We start from the raw sequence: 18,303 nt of genomic DNA, 5'->3' as shown, positions 1-18,303 counted from the left end.
CGGCCCCTTCCGTCGTTCCGGACCCGGCCGCTCAGCCCCGCTCGGGACCGGTGGCCGCCGGGCGCTGCGGATCGCTGGACCACTCGCTCCAGGAGCCGGGGTAGAGCGCCACCTGGTGGCCCGCCAGCTCCAGCGCCAGCGCCTGGTGCGCCGCGGTCACGCCCGAGCCGCAGTACACCCCGACCACCCGCTGCCCGTCGGCGCCCAGCGCCGCGAACCGCTCGACCAGCTCGGCGACCGGCTTGAACCGCCCGTCGGCCGCGTTGTTGTCGAAGGTCGGCGCGCTCACCGCACCGGGGATGTGGCCGGCCCGGGAGTCGATCGGCTCGACCTCGCCCCGGTACCGCTCGGCGGCCCGGGAGTCCAGCAGCAGTCCGGTGCGGGCCAGGGCCGCGGCGCCGTCCTTGTCCAGGGTGGGCAGCTGCCCGGGGACCGGCTTGAAGTCGCCCTCCCCCGCGGGCGGCAGTTCGTCGGTGACCGGCTGCCCGGCCGCCCGCCAGGCGGCGAAGCCGCCGTCCAGCACCCGCACCTGCTGGTGGCCGGCCCAGCGCAGCACCCACCAGGCCCGGGCGGCCGCGGTGGCCGGGCCCGAGTCGTACACCACCACCGGACGGTCCGCGCTCACCCCCGCCCCGCGCAGCGCCGTGCCCAGCTGCTCCGGGTCCGGCAGCGGGTGCCGGCCGCCCTCGCCGGGCGGGCCGGGCGGGGCGGACAGCTCCCGGTCCAGCTCCAGGAAGCGCGCGCCCGGCAGGTGGCCGGCCAGGTAGTCCTCGCGCCCGGGCGGGCCGCCGAGCTGCCAGCGGATGTCCAGGAGCACCGGCGGGTGCTCGCCCGCCAGCGCGGCGGCGAGCTCCTCGACGGAGATCAGCGCGGAAGTCGTCTTGTCCATGACGGCCATTCTGCTGCCCCACTCGGTCGTCAGGTTGCCGATCCCCCTCCTTTGTGCTCTCTTTGCCATGCTTTCCGCGCGGTCGTCCGGTGTGTCGGGCCGCCAGGTGGGAGCATCGCCGCGGGACCCGTGCCGCCGGGCCGGGCCCCCGCGAGGAGGGTCGGCGATGACGGCGGTACAGGTCCGGGTGGCGCACGGTTCACCCTGCTGGGCGAGTCTGCTGGTACACGATCTGGAGCGTGCCAAGGCGTTCTACGGGCCGCTGCTGGACTGGAGCTTCACCGCCGGGCCGGCCGAGCTCGGCAGCTACCTGCGGGCCACCCTGCACGGGGCCAAGGTGGCGGGGATCGGCCTGGCCCCCGAACAGCCCGCGCTGCCCACCGAGTGGACCACCTACTTCGCGGTGGACAGCGCCGACGACGCCTCGGCCCGGGTGCGCGACTGCGGCGGCACGGTGGCGGTCGGTCCGCTGCAGGCCGACGCGGCCGGTCGGCTGGCGGTGGCGGCCGACCTGTCCGGAGCGTTCTTCGGGCTCTGGGAGGGCGAGGACCACCTGGGCTGGGAGGTGGTCGGCGAGCCCGGCGCCCCGGTCTGGAGCGAGCTGGTGACCGGTGACGAGCCGCTCGCCGCCGCCTTCTACGGCTCGGTCTTCCAGCGCCAGGTGGTCGAGGCGGACCCCTCCGCGGTGGCCCGCGGCGAGGAGGACGCCACCCTGCAGGTGGACGGGCACCGGGTGGCCGGGATCCGGCAGACCACCGACCTGCGCGACGGCCCGCCGCGCTGGCGGATCTACTTCGCCGTCGCGGACGTGGACCTGACGGTGGAGCAGTGCGCGGCGCTGGGCGGCAGCGTGCTGGTCGCCCCGCACGACACCCCCTACGGCCGGGTGGCCAGGCTGGCCGACCCGGAGGGCGGGCGGTTCTCGGTGGTGGCGCTGCCCTGAGGGGTCAGGCCTGCTCGAACGGGAGCACGTCCGGGGAGAGCGCGGCGGCCCGGGCGGTGGCGGCGGTCAGCCGGCGGCGGTGGTGCCGGCGGCAGAGCACCTCGTACCCCACCTCGTCCTGGTTCACCGCGACGTCGCCCACCACCACCTGCGGGCCCTCCACCACCATCACCCCGCCCACGGTGCGGGCGTTGTGGGTGGCCCGGGCCCCGCACCAGCACAGCGCCTGGACCTGGAGCACCTCGACCCGGTCGGCCAGCTCCAGCAGGCGCTGCGAACCGGGGAAGAGCCGGGTGCGGAAGTCGGTGGTGATGCCGAAGGTGAACACGTCGATGCCCAGCTCGTCCACCACCCGGGCGAGCTGGTCGACCTGCTCGGCGGCGTAGAAGTTGGCCTCGTCGCAGATCAGGTAGTCGACCTTGCCGCCGGCCGAGAGCAGCTGCACCACGTAGTGCTGGAACTCGAAGCCGTCGGTCACCTCCACCGCGTCGGCCTTCAGGCCCAGCCGGCTGGAGATGGTGGAGGCGCCGGCCCGGTCGTGCCGGGCGAAGATGATGCCCTGCCGGCCGCGGGCGGCGTGGTTGTGGTTCATCTGCAGGGCCAGGGTGGACTTGCCGCAGTCCATCGTCCCCGAGAAGAAGACCAGTTCAGCCATGGTGGGGTGGGAGAGCCTCTCTCAAGGGGTACGGACTTCGAGCAGCGGGACGAACTGCTCCACCGGGGTCATCGAGCCGTGCAGCCCGGTCATCGCCGACTCCCCCGGCTCACTGCGGGAGGCGATCACCGCCACGTCGTCGCGGGCGGCGGCGACCACGTCGCCGATCCGGTGGTAGACCCGGTCGTCCACCACCGGGCCGAACCACCCGGCCTCGATCGCCTGGTCCCGGGTGGCCACCCACATCCGGTCGCCCAGCACCTCGCTCCAGACCGTGAACACGTCCGCGGCCGCGCCGGGCACCGCGTAGACGTGCCGGGCCCGGGCCTCGCCGCCCAGCAGCGCCACCCCGGCCCCCAGCTCCCAGTCGTCGTCGAAGTCGATCCGGTCCTCGGGGGCGATGTCGATCATGCCGTGGTCGGCGGTGACGTACAGGGCCGAGCGCGGCGGCAGCTGCTCGGCCAGCCGCAGCGCCAGCCGGTCCACGGTGTTGAGCATCATCCGCCACTCGTCCGAGTCCACCCCGTAGCGGTGGCCGGTGCCGTCCAGCTCGCTGACGTAGGTGTACACCAGCGCGCGGTCGGCGGCGCCCAGCTGACGGGCCGCCAGGTCCATCCGCTCCTCGCCGGTGGTGCGGCCGAGGAACTCGCCGCCGGACAGCGCGATCCGGGTCAGCGGGGTCTGTGCGAACAGCGGCGAGGAGACCTGGCTGGCCGACACGCCCGCGGCCTGCACCCGCTCGAAGACGGTCGGGTACGGCTGCCAGGCGTGCGGGTCCACCGGCGGCTGCCAGCGCAGCTGGTTCATCAGCTGGTTGCGGCCCGGGATCGCCACCGTGTAGCCGGCCAGGCCGTGCACCCCCGGCGGCAGCCCGGTGCCCACCGAGGCCAGCGAGGTCGCGGTGGTGGACGGGAAGCCGGCGGTCAGCGGGCGTCCGGTGCCGCCGAGCGAGCCGGGCAGCAGTGAGGTGAGGAAGGGGGCGTACTCGGGGTGGCGGCGGATCAGCTCCCAGCCCAGGCCGTCCACCAGGAAGACGCAGACCCGGTCGGCCGGGTCCAGCGGCAGCGCGGCGGTGAATCCGTCCACCCCCAGGCCCGCCGCCACCGAGGGCAGCAGGTCGCTGAGCGAGCCGGTGCCGTAGCCGGGCGCCGGGGCGGTGGCGGGGTCGAGCAGCTCGAAGCCGTCGTGATCGAAAGCGTGCGACATCATCCGGGTGCGGACCTCAGGCCCTGGTGATGGTGGCCTCGGACAGCGCCCGGGCGAAGACCAGCGCCTGGGCGACCGTCTCCGGCCCGTCGCCGGCCTCGCTGACCCGCAGTGACAGGTCGTCAGCGGTGGTCGAGCCGGTGTAGCCGTGGTCCGCCTCGCAGTTCGGGTCGGAGCAGCCGGCCGGCTCCAGGTCGATGCGCTGCACCGCGCCCCAGCCGATCGTGAGCACCACCTCGCGCGGCAGCGTGCCGGGGGTGTACGTCTCGGGGTTGGCCACCATCCGGCTCAGCACCACCGAGCTGATCCGGTCCAGCCGCACGCTCTCGGTCGAGGTGGTCGCGTACGGCACGGGGCTGGCGGCGTCGGCGGCCTGCTCGTCGGTGTGGCTCACCACGAACCGGGTGGCGGTCAGCACCAGCACCGTGACGTGGCGGCGGACCTCGTTGGCGTCGAAGGTGGTCTCCTGGTGGACCAGGTAGGACAGGATCGGCTCCGGACCGACCGCGGACTCCACCGCCTCGGAGACCAGCGCGGGGTAGTAGCCGCTGCGCTCGATCGCCGAGCGCAGGTCCTGCGTGGTGGTACCGGTCTTCGCCATAACTCCATCCTGGCATGCCCCGCCTGGGCGGCGGGCTGGACTGCGCCGACCGCCGGGTGCCGAAAGGCGCAACCCAGGAAGGTTACAGCGTGCTCATACTGCGCGGGCCCAGATCGGTCCGGACCGGAAGCGGCGCCAGTCGAACACCGGCGGCCAGCACGGTCAGCCCCTGCTGCGCCACCACCACCGGTTCCAGGTCCACCGCGGCCACCTCCGGCAGGTCGTCCACCAGCTGGGAGACCCGCAGCAGCAGCTCCTCCAGCGCGGCGGTGTCCACCGGCGCCGCACCCCGCCAGCCGAACAGCAGCGGGGCCGCCCGCACCTCGCGCACCAACGCGGCGACCTCCTGGTCGGTGGCCGGGACCAGCCGGTGCGCCACGTCGCCGAGCAGCTCGGCCGGGGCGCCGGCCAGCCCGAAGGAGAGGATCGCGCCGACCGCCGGGTCGACCGCGGCGCCGATCACCGTGTCCACCCCGCGCGGTGCCATCCGCTGCACCACCAGCTCCGCCCGCACCGCACCGCCGAGCAGCGCGGCCAGCTCCCGGTGGGCCCGGCGCAGCCCCTCCTCGTCGGGCAGGTCGAGCCGCACCCCGCCCAGGTCCGGCCGGTGGCGCAGGTGGGCGGCGGTGGCCTTGAGGGCGACCGGGTAGCCGAGCCGGCCCGCGGCGCGCACCGCCTCCTCCTCGTCGGCGGCCGGCAGCGCGCGCTGCACCTCGATCCCGTAGTGGCCCAGCAGCGCGGCGGCCTGCTCCTCGGGCAGGGTGAACCGGGCGCCGCCCGGCTGGGTGCGGGCGGCCGTGGCGGTGCGGGTCTCCAGCGCGGCCCCGACCAGGGCCCGGGCCGCGGCGGCGTCGACACCGGCCAGCTCCGGGACCCGGGCACTGCGCTCGGCCTCCTCCGCCGTACGCCGCCACACGCCGTAGCGCACCGCGTGCGCGAGGGCGCGCACCGCGCGCTCCGGGGCCGGGTAGGCGGGCAGCGGCTCCTCGGTGCCGCGCAGCACCTCGGACAGCTCGGTCAGCGCGAGGTGGGTGAGCAGCAGCGGCTTGCCGAGCCGGCGGGCGGTGGCCGCCGCGTGCAGCAGCCCCTCGCCGAGCGCCGGGTCGTCGCCGGCCCCCACCCCGTCCGCCGCCGGCCCCGCGCCCGGCAGGGCCAGGCCCGGGTTGGTGATCGGCGGGATCGCCACCGCGATCACCGCATCCACCGCGGTGTCGCTGAGCGCGGTCTCCAGCGCCACCCGGAAGTGCTCCCCGGTGGCGGCGGTGGTCAGGTCCACCGGCGCCCGCGGCCGCAGCCCCGCGCTCAGGCAGGCGTCGTGGGTGAGCAGGCCCAGTGAGTCGGAGTTGCCCACCACGGCGACCCGGGGACCGGCCGGCAGCGGCTGACGGGCCAGCAGCTCACCGGTGTCCAGCAGGTCGGTGATGGTCTCCACCCGGATCACGCCGGCCTGCTGGAAGAGCGCGTCCACGGTGGCGTCGCGCAGCCCGCTGGCGGTCGGCGGCACCGCGTGGCCCGGCGGCAGCGACCCGGTGTGCCGGGCGCCCTTGACCACCACGATCGGCTTGGTGGTGGCCAGCCGGCGGGCGATCCGGGTGAACTTGCGCGGGTTGCCGAAGGACTCCAGGTAGAGCAGCACCACCTCGGTGGCCGGGTCCTCCTCCCAGTACTGCAGCAGGTCGTTGCCGGAGACGTCGGCCCGGTTGCCGACCGAGGCGAAGGAGGAGACGCCCAGGCCCCGCCGGTGCACCGCCTCCAGCAGCGCCACCCCGATCGCGCCGGACTGGCAGAAGATCCCGAACGGGCCGGGCTGCGGCAGCAGCGGCGCCAGCGAGGCGTTCAGCGGGTGCTCGGCCGCGGTGGACAACAGGCCGAAGGCGTTCGGGCCGATCACCCGCATGCCGGCCGCCCGGGCCTGGCGGACCAGGGCGCGCTGGCGGTCCCGGCCCTGCGCGCCGGTCTCGGCGTAGCCGGCGGTCACCACCACCAGGCCGCGCACGCCGTGCGCCCCGCACTCGGCCACCACGGCGGGCACCGCCTCGGCCGGCACCGCGATCACCGCCAGGTCCACCGGTCCGGGGATCTCCAGCACCGAGCGGTGCAGCGCCACCCCCTCCAGCCCGGTCCCGGCCGGCGCCTTGGCGTTGACCGCGTACACCTCGCCGGTGAAGCCGCTGCCCAGCACCGAGCGCAGCAGCGCCCGCCCCGGCGAGGCCTCCTGCCGGGAGACGCCGATCACCGCCACCGAACGGGGCGTCAGCAGCCGCTGCACCGACCGGGCTTCGGCGCGGTGCTCGCGCGCCCGCATCACCGCGAGCGAGGCGGCGGTGGGCTCCAGGTCGAACTCCAGGTGCACCACGCCGTCGGCGAAGCTGCGCCGCTGCACGTAGCCGGCGTCGGTGAACACCTTGGTCATCCGGCGGTTCTCCGGCAGCACCTCGGCCACGAACCGGCGGATGCCGCGCTCCTGGGCCACCGCGCCGATGTGCTCCAGCAGGGCCGAGGCCACCCCGCGGCCCTGGTGGGCGTCCTGCACCAGGAAGGCCACCTCGGCGTCGGTGCCGGTGGCGGAGGGCCGGCCGGTCCCGTCGATCCGGTCGTAGCGCACGGTGGCGATGATCCGGTCGCGGACCACCACGGCCAGCGCCACCCGGTCCACGTAGTCGTGGTGGGTGAAGCGCCGCACGTCCTTCTCGGACAGCTGCGGGTAGGGCGCGAAGAACCGGAAGTACTTCGACTGGTCGGAGACCTGGGCGTAGAACTCCACCAGCCGTTCGGCGTCGGCCGGGACGATCGGACGGATCCGCGCCGTACCGCCGTCGCGCAGCAGGATGTCGGCCTCCCAGTGCTGGGGGTAGCCGGGGCCGTGGTCCGACGCGTCGGACTGGAGGTGGCTCACACCCGTCAGGTTAGGGCCTGCGGGGCCGGGAGGGGCGGCGGGGCGGATGGCGTCGGGCGGGCGTGCACGGCAGGGTGGTGCCCTGGATCGGGCCGCCCGGACCGGTCCGGGGTGCGGGCGGGTCCGTTCCGTCCGCGTCCGTGCCAGAATGGTCTAGACAACATGCACCACCTGAAAGGCACGTCACATGGCTGAGCGCCGCGTCACCATCGGTTGGCCCGAGGGCCTGCACGCCCGTCCCGCCTCCGTCTTCGTCCGGGCGGCGGTCGCCGTCGGCGTGCCGGTGACCATTGCGAAGACCGGCGGCAACCCGGTCAACGCCGCCTCGATGCTCGGCCTGCTGGCGCTCGGCGCCGAGGGCGGCGAGGAGGTCGTGCTGGCCTCCGACGCCCCCGAGGCCGACGCGGCGCTGGACCGCCTGGCCGCCATGGTCGCCAACGGGCTGGACGAGCTGCCCGCCGCCTGACCGGCCGCGCGCACCGTCAGTTCGGCGCCACCGGCATCGCGTCGAAGCCGTCGTACAGGTAGGCGTACACCTGGGCCAGGTAGCCGGTGAGCGCCTGGACGTCCGGGAAGGCGATGTAGGTCAGGCCGTACCACCGGTCCACGTCCAGCGGACGCTCCCGGACCAGGTGGACCAGGCCGGCCCGCACCGTCTCCCGGTAGTCCGGCCAGGCCGCCGCGAAGGTCTCGCGCAGTTCGCCGAGGTCGTCCGCCGCCTCCACGCCGAGCATCCCGGCGCAGAACCGGACGAACCGGCCGTCCACCCCCGGCGCGTCCAGGCCCAGCTCGGCGAGCCCCACCCGCAGCGGGTCGATCCGGCCCGCCGGGTAGGGGTAGGCGGTGGTCAGCAGCAGGTCCTCGGCCCGCTGCGGCCCCGCCCCCGCCGCCGCCAGGGTGGCCGCGGGGCGGTAGATCCCGTAGACGAACCCGTCGGAGAAGTCCGCCCGCACGTAGTTCACCTCACCGCCCGGCCCGTACGGCGACTGCGGGTCGATGCCGAAGCCGGTGGCCCAGGCGTCCCCGGCCGGCGGCGGACCGTACAGCTGGCGGAACGGCACGATCGGCGCCAGGTCGTGGTCCGCCAGCGCGGCCGACCGCAGGAGGTCGTCGGCCAGCACCAGCCCCTCCCCCGAGTCGAATCGGGTGGCCCAGGGGCCGGTGCGGGGTGGCAGTTCGTCACGGATGGGCATGGGTCGGGTCTACTCCGTCCAGGGTCGGCGGGCGCGGCGGGTCAGGGGGCGGGCGCGATCGGGTGCTCCTGGCGGTCGCCGAACACGTAGTCCCGCAGCTCGACCAGGAAGTCGTACAACTCGTCGTCGGAGCGGAACGAGTAGTGGGTCAGGTGCCGGAACGCGCTCGTGTCGACCGGCCGCTGCTCGATCAGGTAGTCCAGGCTGCCACGCAGGTACGTGCCGAACTTCCGGTCGCGCCGGATCCAGCCGCGGGCCAGGTACAGGTCGTCGATGATCTCCGGGTGGAAGCAGAACCGGTAGAACCGCTGCACCTGGTCGCTCTCCGCCCAGCCGGGAATGTCGCTTCCGTCCCAGTCGGATCCTGCCATCGTGCGCTCCTTCACTCAGCGACCCGGATTGTGCGCGTCGAGCGGCTCCGGGAACATCGTGTGGAGTTTGAACCCGCCGTTCCCGTCCGGTTGGTAGATCGCCTTGATCGTAGCGCCCGTGAAATCGACGTTGCGGTACTGCACGTTGCCGGCCGCATCCAGCGGTTCCTTCGGGTCGATGTAGTACCCGCGCAGCCGGTCCGAGTGGTCGCCCGGACCCCACGCGTCGTTGGGCGAGAACTCCACCATGTGCGGCTCCTTGTCGGGGATCCGGCCGCGGGCGTACTGGTCGGCGTACATGAAGGACTCGTCGTCGCTGAAGGCGGTCGCGTACGTGCCGCACTTGTGCTTCTTCGGCGGGTCGCCCGGCTTGACGTCGCCGTCCTGGTAGAGCTCCGGCGGCTTGAGGCGCTGCTTGGCGTCCGGGCCGTGCAGCGGGTCGATCTTGTTGGTCGAGTCGACGTAACCCTCGCCGTTGATGGCCGGCACCTGGGCGTTCGCCGGGCCCTGCATCACCGGGGTGCCGAGCCGGTCCTTCAGCTGGTCGTCCGACACGTCCAGGTGCCGGCCCACGCCGTGGCCCTCCTTGTCCAGCGCGTCGATCCGGGTGGCCACCCGGCGCTCGTACTGGTCGCGCATGCCGTCCTCGCCCAGCACGTGCTGGCCGGACTTGAGCTTGATCGGATCGCGCTCGCCGTCCCCGTTCCGGCGCAGGCTCTTGCGGATCCGCTCCTCCGCCTCGTCCAGGTTCTTCTTGGTCAGCTCCAGGCCGTGGCCGATCGAGCGGTGGCCGTGCTCCATCGCCTTCGACATGTCGGTGATCATCGAGTCCACGATCGGCCGCACGGCCTTCTCCACGATCTGGCCGTACTTGCCCTTGCCCAGCAGCCGGCCGCGGGTCTTCGCGTCCAGGTTGCCGGCGTGGCTGGCCACCCGGTCGGCGTGACCGTGCACCTGTCCGGCGGCGGTGCCGATGTGGTCCGGATGCGCCTGGAAGCCGTCGCTCACGCCGCGTTCCCCTCGCCCAGGATGGCGCCACCGGTGGCCGCCGGGCCGAGCGCGGCCTGCACCCCGTGGAAGACCAGCCCCGAGACCGCCTGCTGGATCGCGGCCTGGAACGGCTCGATCGCCGTGGTCACCAGGTGCCCGATGATGTCCTGCTCGATCTGCTGCAGCAGCGCGTTGACGATCAGCTTGCCGCCCTCGATGATTGCCGCGTTGGCCGCCTCGGCCAGCCCCAGGGTGGCGATCGCGGCCGCCTGCTCGGCGGCGAACTCGGCCACCATCGAGATCAGCTCGGCGATCACCGCGCCCTTGGCGACCACCACCGCGTCGGCCGCCACCTCCAGGGCGTCGGCCAGCGTGCCGCAGTGGTCGATCAGCACCTTGAAGTGGCCGTCCGAGGCCAGCGCCCAGCGCGCCACCATCGCCTCGTAGGAGGCGCCCTGGTAGACCGCGCCGAGGTTCTTCACCACGCCGTGGGTGTCGTCGTGCGCCTCCTGCACACCCTTGGCGTACGTGCGGATGTGGTCGGCCCACTCCCGCAGCTCGTCCTCGTCGATCTCGGGCCAGTTCAACCCGATCACGCCCATCACCCAGACCAGATCGTCGGGCAGTTCGATCGACAAGCCCGGCCTCCCCTCGGTTCCCCCGCGTCCCCCGCGCCCGCAGCCGGTCGGCTGACGGACCATCATGGTGCCGTACGGTACGACACCCGGTCCGGGCGGTCGGTTCCGCGCCCCCTCGAAAACCGTGGTGCACGGGCCCCCACCGCCTGGCACCCTGAACGGATGGACCGTCAGGAGCTCTCCCGCATCGCCCACACCCACCACCCGATCGCCGCGCCGCTGGACGACGCGAACGTGGCCGCACTGCTGCGGCGCGCCGTGCGGCGCGGGGACGAGCGGGTCCTGGACCTCGGCTGCGGCGAGGCGCCCTGGCTGCTGCGGGCACTGGCCGCCCACCCCGGCCTGCGGGCCGACGGGGTCGACACCGACGCCGGCGCGCTGACCACCGCCCGCACCGCCGCCGAGCAGCTCGGCGTGGCCGCCCGGCTCGGGCTGCACCACCGCCCCGCCGCCGAGTACACCTCGCCGCACCGCTACGACCTGGTCCTCAGCGTCGGTGCGACCCACGCCTTCGGCGGCCTGCTGCCCACCCTGGCCGCCGCCCGGACCCACCTGGCCCCCGGCGGCCTCCTGCTGCTCGGCGAGGGCTACTGGCAGCGCGAGCCCGACCGGGCCGCCCTGGACGGCTTCGGCGGCGCCACCCGCGACGAGTTCGACGACCTGCCCACCCTCGTCGACAAGCTGGTCGCCGAGGGCTGGTTCCCGGTCTTCGGCCACCAGAGCACCCAGGCCGAGCTCGACGACTACGAGTGGTGCTGGACCGGCTCCCTCACCGAATGGGCCCTCGACCACCCCACCCACCCGGACGCCGCCGAAGCCCTCGCCCGCGCCACCGCCCACCGCAACGGCTGGCTGCGCGGCTACCAGGGCACCTTCGGCTTCGTCACCACCCTCCTGCGCCGGGCGGACTGAGCGCACCGTCGATCAGGTCTTCGAATTCCCGCACGGCGCAGAGCTGCCGACTGCGGCGCCGGCGCAAAGCAGCCGGCGCCGCAGTGGACCCCCTGTTCGACCTCACCCCTTGACGCAGACCACCTGCTTGAGGTGGGCGACCACCTCGACCAGGTCCCGCTGCTGGTCCATCACCTTCTCGATGGACTTGTAGGCGCCCGGGATCTCGTCCACCACACCCGCGTCCTTCCGGCACTCGACGCCGCGGGTCTGGTCGGCGAGGTCCTGCACGGTGAACCGCTTCTTCGCGGCGGTCCGGCTCATCTTGCGGCCGGCCCCGTGCGAGGCGGAGTTGAACGCGGCCGTGTTGCCGAGGCCGCGCACGATGTACGACCCGGTGCCCATCGAACCCGGAATGATCCCGTACTCGCCGGAGCCGGCCCGGATCGCACCCTTGCGGGTCACCAACAGGTCCGCGCCGTCGTAGCGCTCCTCCGCGACGTAGTTGTGGTGGCAGCTGATCACCTGCTCGAAGGTGACCTTGGCCTTGCGGAACTCGCTGCGGACGACGTCCTGCAGCAGTGCCATCATCACCGCACGGTTGTACTTCGCGTACTCCTGCGCCCAGAACAGGTCGTTGCGGTAGGCACCCATCTGCGGGGTGTCCGCGATGAACACCGCGAGGTCCCGATCGACGATCCCCTGGTTGTGCGGCAGCGAGCGGGCGATCTCCATGTGGTGCTCCGCCAGCTCCTTGCCGATGTTCCGCGATCCGGAGTGGAGCATGAGCCACACGGAACCGTCAGAATCGATACAAACTTCACAGAAGTGGTTGCCGGCTCCGAGCGTTCCCATCTGCTTCAGTGCCCGCTCGTGACGGAACTTGACCGACGGCGCGATCGAATCGAACCCCGCCCACATCCGCTCGAAGCCCGCGGTCGAGAAGCCGTGCAGCTTGGCGGGGTCGACCGGCTCGTCGTGCAGGCCGCGGCCGACCGGGATCGCCTGCTCGATCTTGCTGCGCAGCCGGGTGAGGTCGTCCGGGAGGTCGCGGGAGGTGAGCGAGGTCTTCACCGCGCTCATGCCGCAGCCGATGTCGACACCGACCGCGGCCGGGCAGACCGCGCCCTTCATCGCGATGACGGAGCCGACGGTGGCGCCCTTGCCCAGGTGGACGTCGGGCATCACGGCGAGGCCGTGCAGCCAGGGCAGGGTGGAGATGTTGCGCAGCTGCTGCATCGCCGCGCCCTCGACGGTGGCCGGGTCGGCCCACATCCGGATCGGGACCCGCGCGCCCGGGACTTCGGTGTACGACATGGTGAGACTGACCCCCAAAGGTCGACGGTTCAAGGGTAGGACTGCCACGCGAAGCAGCCGGCGTGGCTCGGGGAGGACGAGGGGACGCGCGCGCTCAGGCGGCGCAGGCGGCGCAGGCGGCGGCACGGAGGGCGGCCGGCTTCGGGGAGCGCAAACGTCGTGGCTCGACCCGCATGGTGACCGCCTCCTTCCGGTGTTCCGCTCGCTCGGTGTCGCGCACCGCGACGGGAGTATCAACCCATGCCCGCCGGTCCGGGCGCAACGGAATATGCGAAGGGCCCGGCGGGACTTACCCGCCGGGCCCGCTGACGCCTCGTCAGCCGTGGACGCCGTGTCAGTTGGCGACGACGGTGACCTCGCCGATGCCCAGTGCCTTGACGTCCTCGGCGATCACCGAGGCGTCGCCGACCAGGACGGTGACCAGCCGCTCGGGCGGGAAGGCGGCCACCACGGCGGCGGTGGCCGCGGCGGTGTCCAGCTCGGCGAGCTGCCGGTAGACCTCGGCCTGGTAGTCGTCCGGCAGGTCCTGCTCGACCTGGTCGGCCAGCGTGCCGGCGACCGAGCCGGCCGTCTCGTACTTCAGCGGCGCGACGCCGACCATGAACTGCACGGCCTCCTCGCGCTCGGAGTCGGTCAGGCCCTCGGCGGCCAGGGTGCGCAGGATGGTCCAGGTGTCGGCCAGCGCGGGGGCGGTGGAGGCGGTGTCCACCGAGCCGCTGATCGCCAGCAGGGACCGGCCGCTGCCGTCGGCGTTGGAGCGCAGCGGCTGGGCGAAGGCGCGCACGCCGTAGGTGTAGCCCTTCTCCTCGCGCAGCACCCGGTCCAGCCGGGAGGTGAGGGTGCCGCCCAGGCAGTAGGTGCCCAGGATCTGGGCGGCCCAGCTCGGGTCGTGGCGGTCGGGGCCGATCCGGCCGATCAGCAGCTGGGTCTGCACCGCGCCGGGCCGGTCGACGACGACCACGCGGCCGCGGTCGTCGCCGGTGACGGCGGCGGAGCGGCTGGGCTCGGCCTTCTCGCCGGTCCAGCGGCCGAGGGTGGACTCCAGCAGGGCGGGCAGGTCGGTGCCGGTCAGGTCGCCGACGATCACCAGAGTGGCGGTGGCGGGGCGCACGTGGGCGGCGTAGAAGGCCTGGACGGCGGCCCGGTCGATGCCCTGGACGGTCTCGGCGCTGCCGGCGCGGGGCCGGGAGAGCCGGTCGGCGGCGTCGAAGAGCTCGGCGTAGAGCGCCTTGGCGGCCCGCCGGGCCGGGTTGGCCTGCTCGTGGACGATCTCGTCGAGACGGTTGGCGACCAGGCGCTCGATCTCGTCGGCGGGCAGTGCGGGGGCGCGCAGCGCGTCGGAGAGCAGGGTCAGGCCGCGCTCCAGCCGGGAGGCCGGGACGTCCAGCACGACCCGCAGGCAGGGGTGGTCGGCGTGCGCGTCCAGGGTGGCGCCGGCCCGCTCGAGCTCGGCGGCGAACTGCTCGGCGGTGAGGGTGTCGGTGCCCTCGCTGAGCGCCCGGGCCAGGATGGTGGCCAGTCCGTCCAGGCCGGCCGGCTCGGCGGCCAGCGGGACGTCGAGCAGCACCTCGACGGCGACCAGCTGCTGGCCCGGCCGGTGGCAGTGCAGCACGGTGAGGCCGTTGGCCAGGGTCAGCCGCTGCGGCGCCGGGAAGGCCCACGGGGTGGGGGTGCCCGGCTGCGGCTGCGGGTGGAAGGTCATCGTGGGGGCACTCATGCGGCGTCCTCCTCGGTCTCGGTGGCGGCGGAGGTGGGCTCGTAGACCAGGACGGCGCGGTTGTCGGGGCGCAGCCGGGCGGCGGCGACGGCGCGGACCTCGTCGGCGGTGATGTCGAGCACCCGGGCGAGGGCGCCGTTGACCAGCGTGGGGTCGCCGAAGAGGACGGCGTAGCGGCAGAGTTCGTCGGCGCGGCCGGCCACGGTGGTGAGCCGGTCCAGCCACTCGCGCTCGATCTGCGCCTGGGCGCGCTCGAGTTCCTCGGCGGTGGGGCCGTCGGCGGCGAACCGGGCGAGCTCCTCGTCGATGGCCCGGTCGATCTCGGCGACGGTGGCCTCGCCGGAGGACTTGACGTCCAGCCAGCCGAGCGACGGGGCGCCGACCAGGCGCAGCATGCCGAAGCCGGCCGAGACGGCGGTGCGGTCGCGGCGGACCAGGCGGTTGTAGAGGCGGCTGGACTCGCCGGAGCCGAGCACGGTGAGGGCCAGGTCGGCGGCGTCGGCCTCGCGGGTGCCGTCGTGCGGCAGCCGGTAGGCGGCCATCAGGGCGCGGGAGGGGACCTCCTCGTGGAGGGTCTCGCGCAGTTCGCCGCCGATGGTCTCGGGCAGGGTGCCGTCGCGCGGGGGCTGCTTGCCGTCGTGGCCGGGGATGCTGCCGAAGTACTTCTCGACCCAGGCGACGGTCTGCTCGGGGTCGATGTCGCCGACCACCGACAGCACCGCGTTGTTGGGCGCGTAGTAGGTGCGGAAGAAGGCCTGGGCGTCGGCCAGGGTGGCGGCGTCCAGGTCGGCCATCGAGCCGATCGGGGTGTGGTGGTAGGGGTGGCCCTCGGGGTAGGAGAGCGCGGTGAGCTTCTCCAGCGCGGTGCCGTAGGGCACGTTGTCGTAGCGCTGGCGGCGCTCGTTCTTGACCACGTCGCGCTGGTTCTCCATGGACGCGTCGTCAAGTGCGGCCAGCAGGGAGCCCATCCGGTCGGCCTCCAGCCAGAGCGCGAGCTCCAGCTGGTGGGCGGGCATGGTCTCGAAGTAGTTGGTGCGCTCGAAGCTGGTGGTGCCGTTGAGCGAGCCGCCGGCGCCCTGGACCAGCTCGAAGTGGCCGTTGCCGGAGACGTTGGCGGAGCCCTGGAACATCAGGTGCTCGAACAGGTGCGCCAGCCCGGTGCGGCCCTTCACCTCGTGCCGGGAGCCCACGTCGTACCAGAGGCAGACGGCGGCGACCGGGGTGAGGTGGTCCTCGGAGAGCACCACGCGCAGGCCGTTGGCCAGGCGGTGCTCGGTGATGGCGATGGAGGCGCCGGTCCCTCCGGTGGAGGTGGCGTCGGCGGCCGGGTTGGCCATGCGCTCGGGTCCTTCCCGTTGGTGGGTCGAGGAGCTGTACCGCCCCCATTGTGGTGCAACGCTCGAGGTGCCGTGGTGTGCCCGCGCGCGTGCTGCGTTCGCCACCGGCGCAACACCCTGGTGGGGAGTGTCGGCGCGAGGGTCCACAATGGGGGGCGCCGTACCCAGAGCTGACAGACGCAAGGGAGCCCCGCCGCGATGGCCCGCCGCAGTTCGCCGACCCCGCCGCCCGGAGACTTCGAGGAGCGGATCCTCGATGTCGACGTGGTGGACGAGATGCAGGGTTCCTTCCTGGAGTACGCCTACTCGGTGATCTACTCCCGGGCGCTGCCGGACGCGCGGGACGGCCTCAAGCCGGTGCACCGCCGCATCCTGTACCAGGCCAACGAGATGGGGCTGCGCCCGGAGCGCGCGCACGTGAAGTGCGCCCGCGTGGTGGGCGAGGTGATGGGTCGGCTGCACCCGCACGGTGACGCCTCGATCTACGACTCGATCGTGCGCATGGCGCAGCCGTTCTCGATGCGGGTGCCGCTGATCGACGGTCACGGCAACTTCGGCTCGCTGGGCAACGACGACCCGCCGGCCGCGATGCGCTACACCGAGTCGCGGCTGACGGCCGCCTCGATGGCGCTGGTGGAGTCGATCCACGAGGAGACCGTCGACTTCGGCCCGAACTACGACGGTTCGGAGCAGGAGCCCGTGGTGCTCCCGGCGGCGTTCCCGAACCTGCTGGTGAACGGCGCGACCGGGATCGCGGTCGGCATGGCGACCAACATGCCGCCGCACAACCTGGCCGAGGTGGTGGCCGCGGCCCGGCACCTGATCAAGCACCCGAACGCCGACCTGGACACGCTGATGCGGTTCGTGCCGGGTCCGGACCTGCCGACCGGTGGTCGGATCGTGGGCCTGGGCGGGATCCGGGACGCGTACGAGAACGGCCGCGGCACCTTCAAGATCCGCGCCACCGCCACGGTGGAGAACGTGACGGCGCGCCGCAAGGGCATCGTGGTCACCGAGCTCCCGTTCGCGGTCGGCCCGGAGAAGGTGATCGGCAAGATCAAGGACCTGGTCAACGCGAAGAAACTGCAGGGCATCGCGGACGTCAAGGACCTGACCGACCGTGAGCACGGCCTGCGGCTGGTGATCGAGGTCAAGAACGGCTTCGTGCCGGAGGCGCTGCTGGAGCAGCTGTACAAGCTGACCCCGCTGGAGGAGACCTTCGGCATCAACAACGTGGCGCTGGTGGACGGCCAGCCGCTGACCATGGGCCTGAAGGAGCTGCTGGAGGTCTACGTCGACCACCGCTTCGAGGTGGTCCGCCGGCGCAGCGAGTTCCGCCGCCGCAAGCGCCAGGAGCGGCTGCACCTGGTCGAGGGCCTGCTGGTCGCGCTGCTGGACATCGACGAGGTCATCGCGCTGATCCGCAGCAGCGAGAACGCGACCCAGGCCAAGGAGCGCCTGATGGAGCGCTTCTCGCTGTCCGAGGTGCAGACGGCCTACATCCTGGACACCCCGCTGCGCCGGCTGACCCGGTTCGACCGGGTGGAGCTGGAGGCGGAGCAGGCCAAGCTGACGGCGGAGATCGCCGAGCTGACCGAGATCCTGGACTCGGACACCCGGCTGCGCGGGGTGGTCTCCAGTGAGCTGGCGGCGGTGGCCAAGCAGTTCGGCACCGAGCGGCGCACGGTGCTGCTGGAGGCCGGTGCGCTGCCGTCGGCGGCGCTGGCGGTGCCGCTGGAGGTGGCGGACGACCCGTGCCGGGTGCTGCTGTCGTCGACCGGCCTGCTGGCCCGCACGGCTGACGGCGAGTCGGTGTCGGCGGAGGGCAAGCGGTCCAAGCACGACGTGATCGTCTCCTCGGTGCCGGCCACCGCGCGGGCCGACGTCGGCGCGGTGACCTCGGCCGGGCGGGTGCTGCGGCTGCCGGTGATCGACCTGCCGGCGCTGCCGCCGCAGGCCGGGCTGTCGCTGGCGGGCGGGGCGGCGGTGAGCGAGTTCCTGAAGCTGGAGGCCGGGGAGCGGCTGATCGCGCTGACCACGCTGGACGAGTCCTCGCCGGGCCTGGCGCTGGGCACGGTGCAGGGCGTGGTCAAGCGGGTGGTGCCGGAGTGGCCGGCCAACAAGGACGAGTTCGAGGTGATCGCGCTCAAGGACGGCGACGAGCTGGTGGGCGCGGTGGAGCTGCGCACGGGCGAGGAGGACCTGGTCTTCATCACCACGGACGCCCAGCTGCTGCGCTACCCGGCCGGGCAGGTGCGGCCGCAGGGCCGGCCGGCCGGCGGCATGGCGGGGATCAAGCTGTCGGACGGGGCCCGGGTGATCTCCTTCACCGCGGTGGATCCGGCGGCCGAGGCGGTGGTGGTCTCGGTGGCGGGTGCGTCGGGGACGTTGACCGGCGAGGCGCAGAGCACCTGGAAGGTCACGCCGTTCGACCTCTACCCGCGCAAGGGTCGGGCCACCGGCGGGGTGCGCTGCCAGCGCTTCCTGCGCGGGGAGGACGCGTTGGCCTTCGCCTGGGCGGGCGCGGCGCCGGCCCGGGCGGCGGCGGCGAACGGCTCGCCGGTCACCCTGCCGGAGCGCGATCCGCGCCGGGACGGTTCGGGCACCCCGGTGGGCACCGCGATCGCCGCGGTGGCGACCGAGGCCTGAGGTCGCGGGC

General features: G+C 73.6%; 16 protein-coding genes. 4 read left to right on the top strand and 12 right to left on the bottom strand.

Annotated features, from left to right (window positions below; genetic code table 11):
• Positions 1-31 precede the first annotated feature (31 nt).
• Positions 32-889, bottom strand: a complete 858-nt coding sequence (locus tag ACFW1A_RS13400; RefSeq protein WP_380408340.1) for a sulfurtransferase — start codon at positions 887-889, stop codon at positions 32-34.
• Between the two features lie 166 nt (positions 890-1,055).
• Here ACFW1A_RS13400 and ACFW1A_RS13395 point away from each other — a divergent pair, with 166 nt between their 5' ends.
• Positions 1,056-1,832, top strand: a complete 777-nt coding sequence (locus ACFW1A_RS13395; RefSeq protein WP_380408338.1) for a VOC family protein — start codon at positions 1,056-1,058, stop codon at positions 1,830-1,832.
• A 4-nt stretch (positions 1,833-1,836) separates the two neighbouring features.
• On the opposite strand, the gene ACFW1A_RS13390 is transcribed toward ACFW1A_RS13395, so the two are convergent.
• From ACFW1A_RS13390 to ACFW1A_RS13375, 4 genes are all read right to left on the bottom strand, one after another.
• Entirely contained in the window at positions 1,837-2,487 is a 651-nt protein-coding gene (locus ACFW1A_RS13390) for a thymidine kinase (RefSeq protein WP_380408336.1), read from the bottom strand.
• Positions 2,488-2,508: 21 nt separating this feature from the next.
• Entirely contained in the window at positions 2,509-3,696 is a 1,188-nt protein-coding gene (locus ACFW1A_RS13385) for an alkaline phosphatase family protein (protein ID WP_380408334.1), read from the bottom strand.
• Between the two features lie 13 nt (positions 3,697-3,709).
• Positions 3,710-4,294: a DUF5998 family protein gene (locus ACFW1A_RS13380; protein ID WP_380408332.1), complete on the bottom strand. Its 585-nt coding sequence runs from the start codon at positions 4,292-4,294 to the stop codon at positions 3,710-3,712.
• Between the two features lie 82 nt (positions 4,295-4,376).
• Positions 4,377-7,190: a GNAT family N-acetyltransferase gene (locus tag ACFW1A_RS13375; protein WP_380408330.1), complete on the bottom strand. Its 2,814-nt coding sequence runs from the start codon at positions 7,188-7,190 to the stop codon at positions 4,377-4,379.
• Positions 7,191-7,377: 187 nt separating this feature from the next.
• Between ACFW1A_RS13375 and ACFW1A_RS13370 the strand changes: the two genes are divergently transcribed.
• On the top strand, positions 7,378-7,656 hold the full coding sequence (locus ACFW1A_RS13370; protein WP_380408328.1) for an HPr family phosphocarrier protein: 279 nt from the start codon (positions 7,378-7,380) through the stop codon (positions 7,654-7,656).
• Between the two features lie 16 nt (positions 7,657-7,672).
• On the opposite strand, the gene ACFW1A_RS13365 is transcribed toward ACFW1A_RS13370, so the two are convergent.
• From ACFW1A_RS13365 to ACFW1A_RS13350, 4 genes are read right to left on the bottom strand one after another with little or no spacing between them, the layout of a single operon-like run.
• On the bottom strand, positions 7,673-8,383 hold the full coding sequence (locus ACFW1A_RS13365) for a hypothetical protein (RefSeq protein WP_380408327.1): 711 nt from the start codon (positions 8,381-8,383) through the stop codon (positions 7,673-7,675).
• A gap of 41 nt (positions 8,384-8,424) precedes the next feature.
• Positions 8,425-8,754, bottom strand: coding sequence for a hypothetical protein (locus ACFW1A_RS13360; RefSeq protein ID WP_380408325.1), 330 nt, complete (start codon positions 8,752-8,754; stop codon positions 8,425-8,427).
• A 15-nt stretch (positions 8,755-8,769) separates the two neighbouring features.
• Positions 8,770-9,762, bottom strand: a complete 993-nt coding sequence (locus tag ACFW1A_RS13355; RefSeq protein WP_380408323.1) for a hypothetical protein — start codon at positions 9,760-9,762, stop codon at positions 8,770-8,772.
• Positions 9,759-10,382: a hypothetical protein gene (locus ACFW1A_RS13350; protein ID WP_380408321.1), complete on the bottom strand. Its 624-nt coding sequence runs from the start codon at positions 10,380-10,382 to the stop codon at positions 9,759-9,761. The genes ACFW1A_RS13355 and ACFW1A_RS13350 overlap by 4 nt, the downstream gene beginning before the upstream one ends.
• Before the next feature lie 162 nt (positions 10,383-10,544).
• Here ACFW1A_RS13350 and ACFW1A_RS13345 point away from each other — a divergent pair, with 162 nt between their 5' ends.
• Positions 10,545-11,294 (top strand): SAM-dependent methyltransferase, encoded by a 750-nt coding sequence (locus ACFW1A_RS13345; protein ID WP_380408319.1) that lies wholly within the window; start codon positions 10,545-10,547, stop codon positions 11,292-11,294.
• Positions 11,295-11,396: 102 nt separating this feature from the next.
• Here ACFW1A_RS13345 and ACFW1A_RS13340 read toward each other — a convergent pair whose 3' ends face one another.
• From ACFW1A_RS13340 to ACFW1A_RS13330, 3 genes are all read right to left on the bottom strand, one after another.
• The gene (locus ACFW1A_RS13340) at positions 11,397-12,590 is read right to left on the bottom strand and encodes an RtcB family protein (RefSeq protein ID WP_380408317.1); all 1,194 of its coding nucleotides are present in this window, start codon (positions 12,588-12,590) and stop codon (positions 11,397-11,399) included.
• A gap of 334 nt (positions 12,591-12,924) precedes the next feature.
• On the bottom strand, positions 12,925-14,307 hold the full coding sequence (locus tag ACFW1A_RS13335; RefSeq protein WP_380408315.1) for a M16 family metallopeptidase: 1,383 nt from the start codon (positions 14,305-14,307) through the stop codon (positions 12,925-12,927).
• A complete protein-coding gene (locus tag ACFW1A_RS13330) occupies positions 14,304-15,644 on the bottom strand; it encodes a M16 family metallopeptidase (protein ID WP_380408313.1) in 1,341 nt (446 codons plus the stop codon). The genes ACFW1A_RS13335 and ACFW1A_RS13330 overlap by 4 nt, the downstream gene beginning before the upstream one ends.
• A gap of 198 nt (positions 15,645-15,842) precedes the next feature.
• On the opposite strand from ACFW1A_RS13330, the gene ACFW1A_RS13325 reads away from it, so the two are divergent.
• A complete protein-coding gene (locus ACFW1A_RS13325; RefSeq protein WP_380408311.1) occupies positions 15,843-18,293 on the top strand; it encodes a DNA topoisomerase (ATP-hydrolyzing) subunit A in 2,451 nt (816 codons plus the stop codon).
• The last annotated feature ends 10 nt before the right edge of the window (positions 18,294-18,303 follow it).

Origin of the sequence: Kitasatospora sp. NPDC058965 (assembly GCF_042741245.1) — a bacterium.
Classification (GTDB): domain Bacteria; phylum Actinomycetota; class Actinomycetes; order Streptomycetales; family Streptomycetaceae; genus Kitasatospora.
Note: the sequence above shows the minus strand (reverse complement) of the source record. Positions and strands in the feature narration are given on the sequence as shown.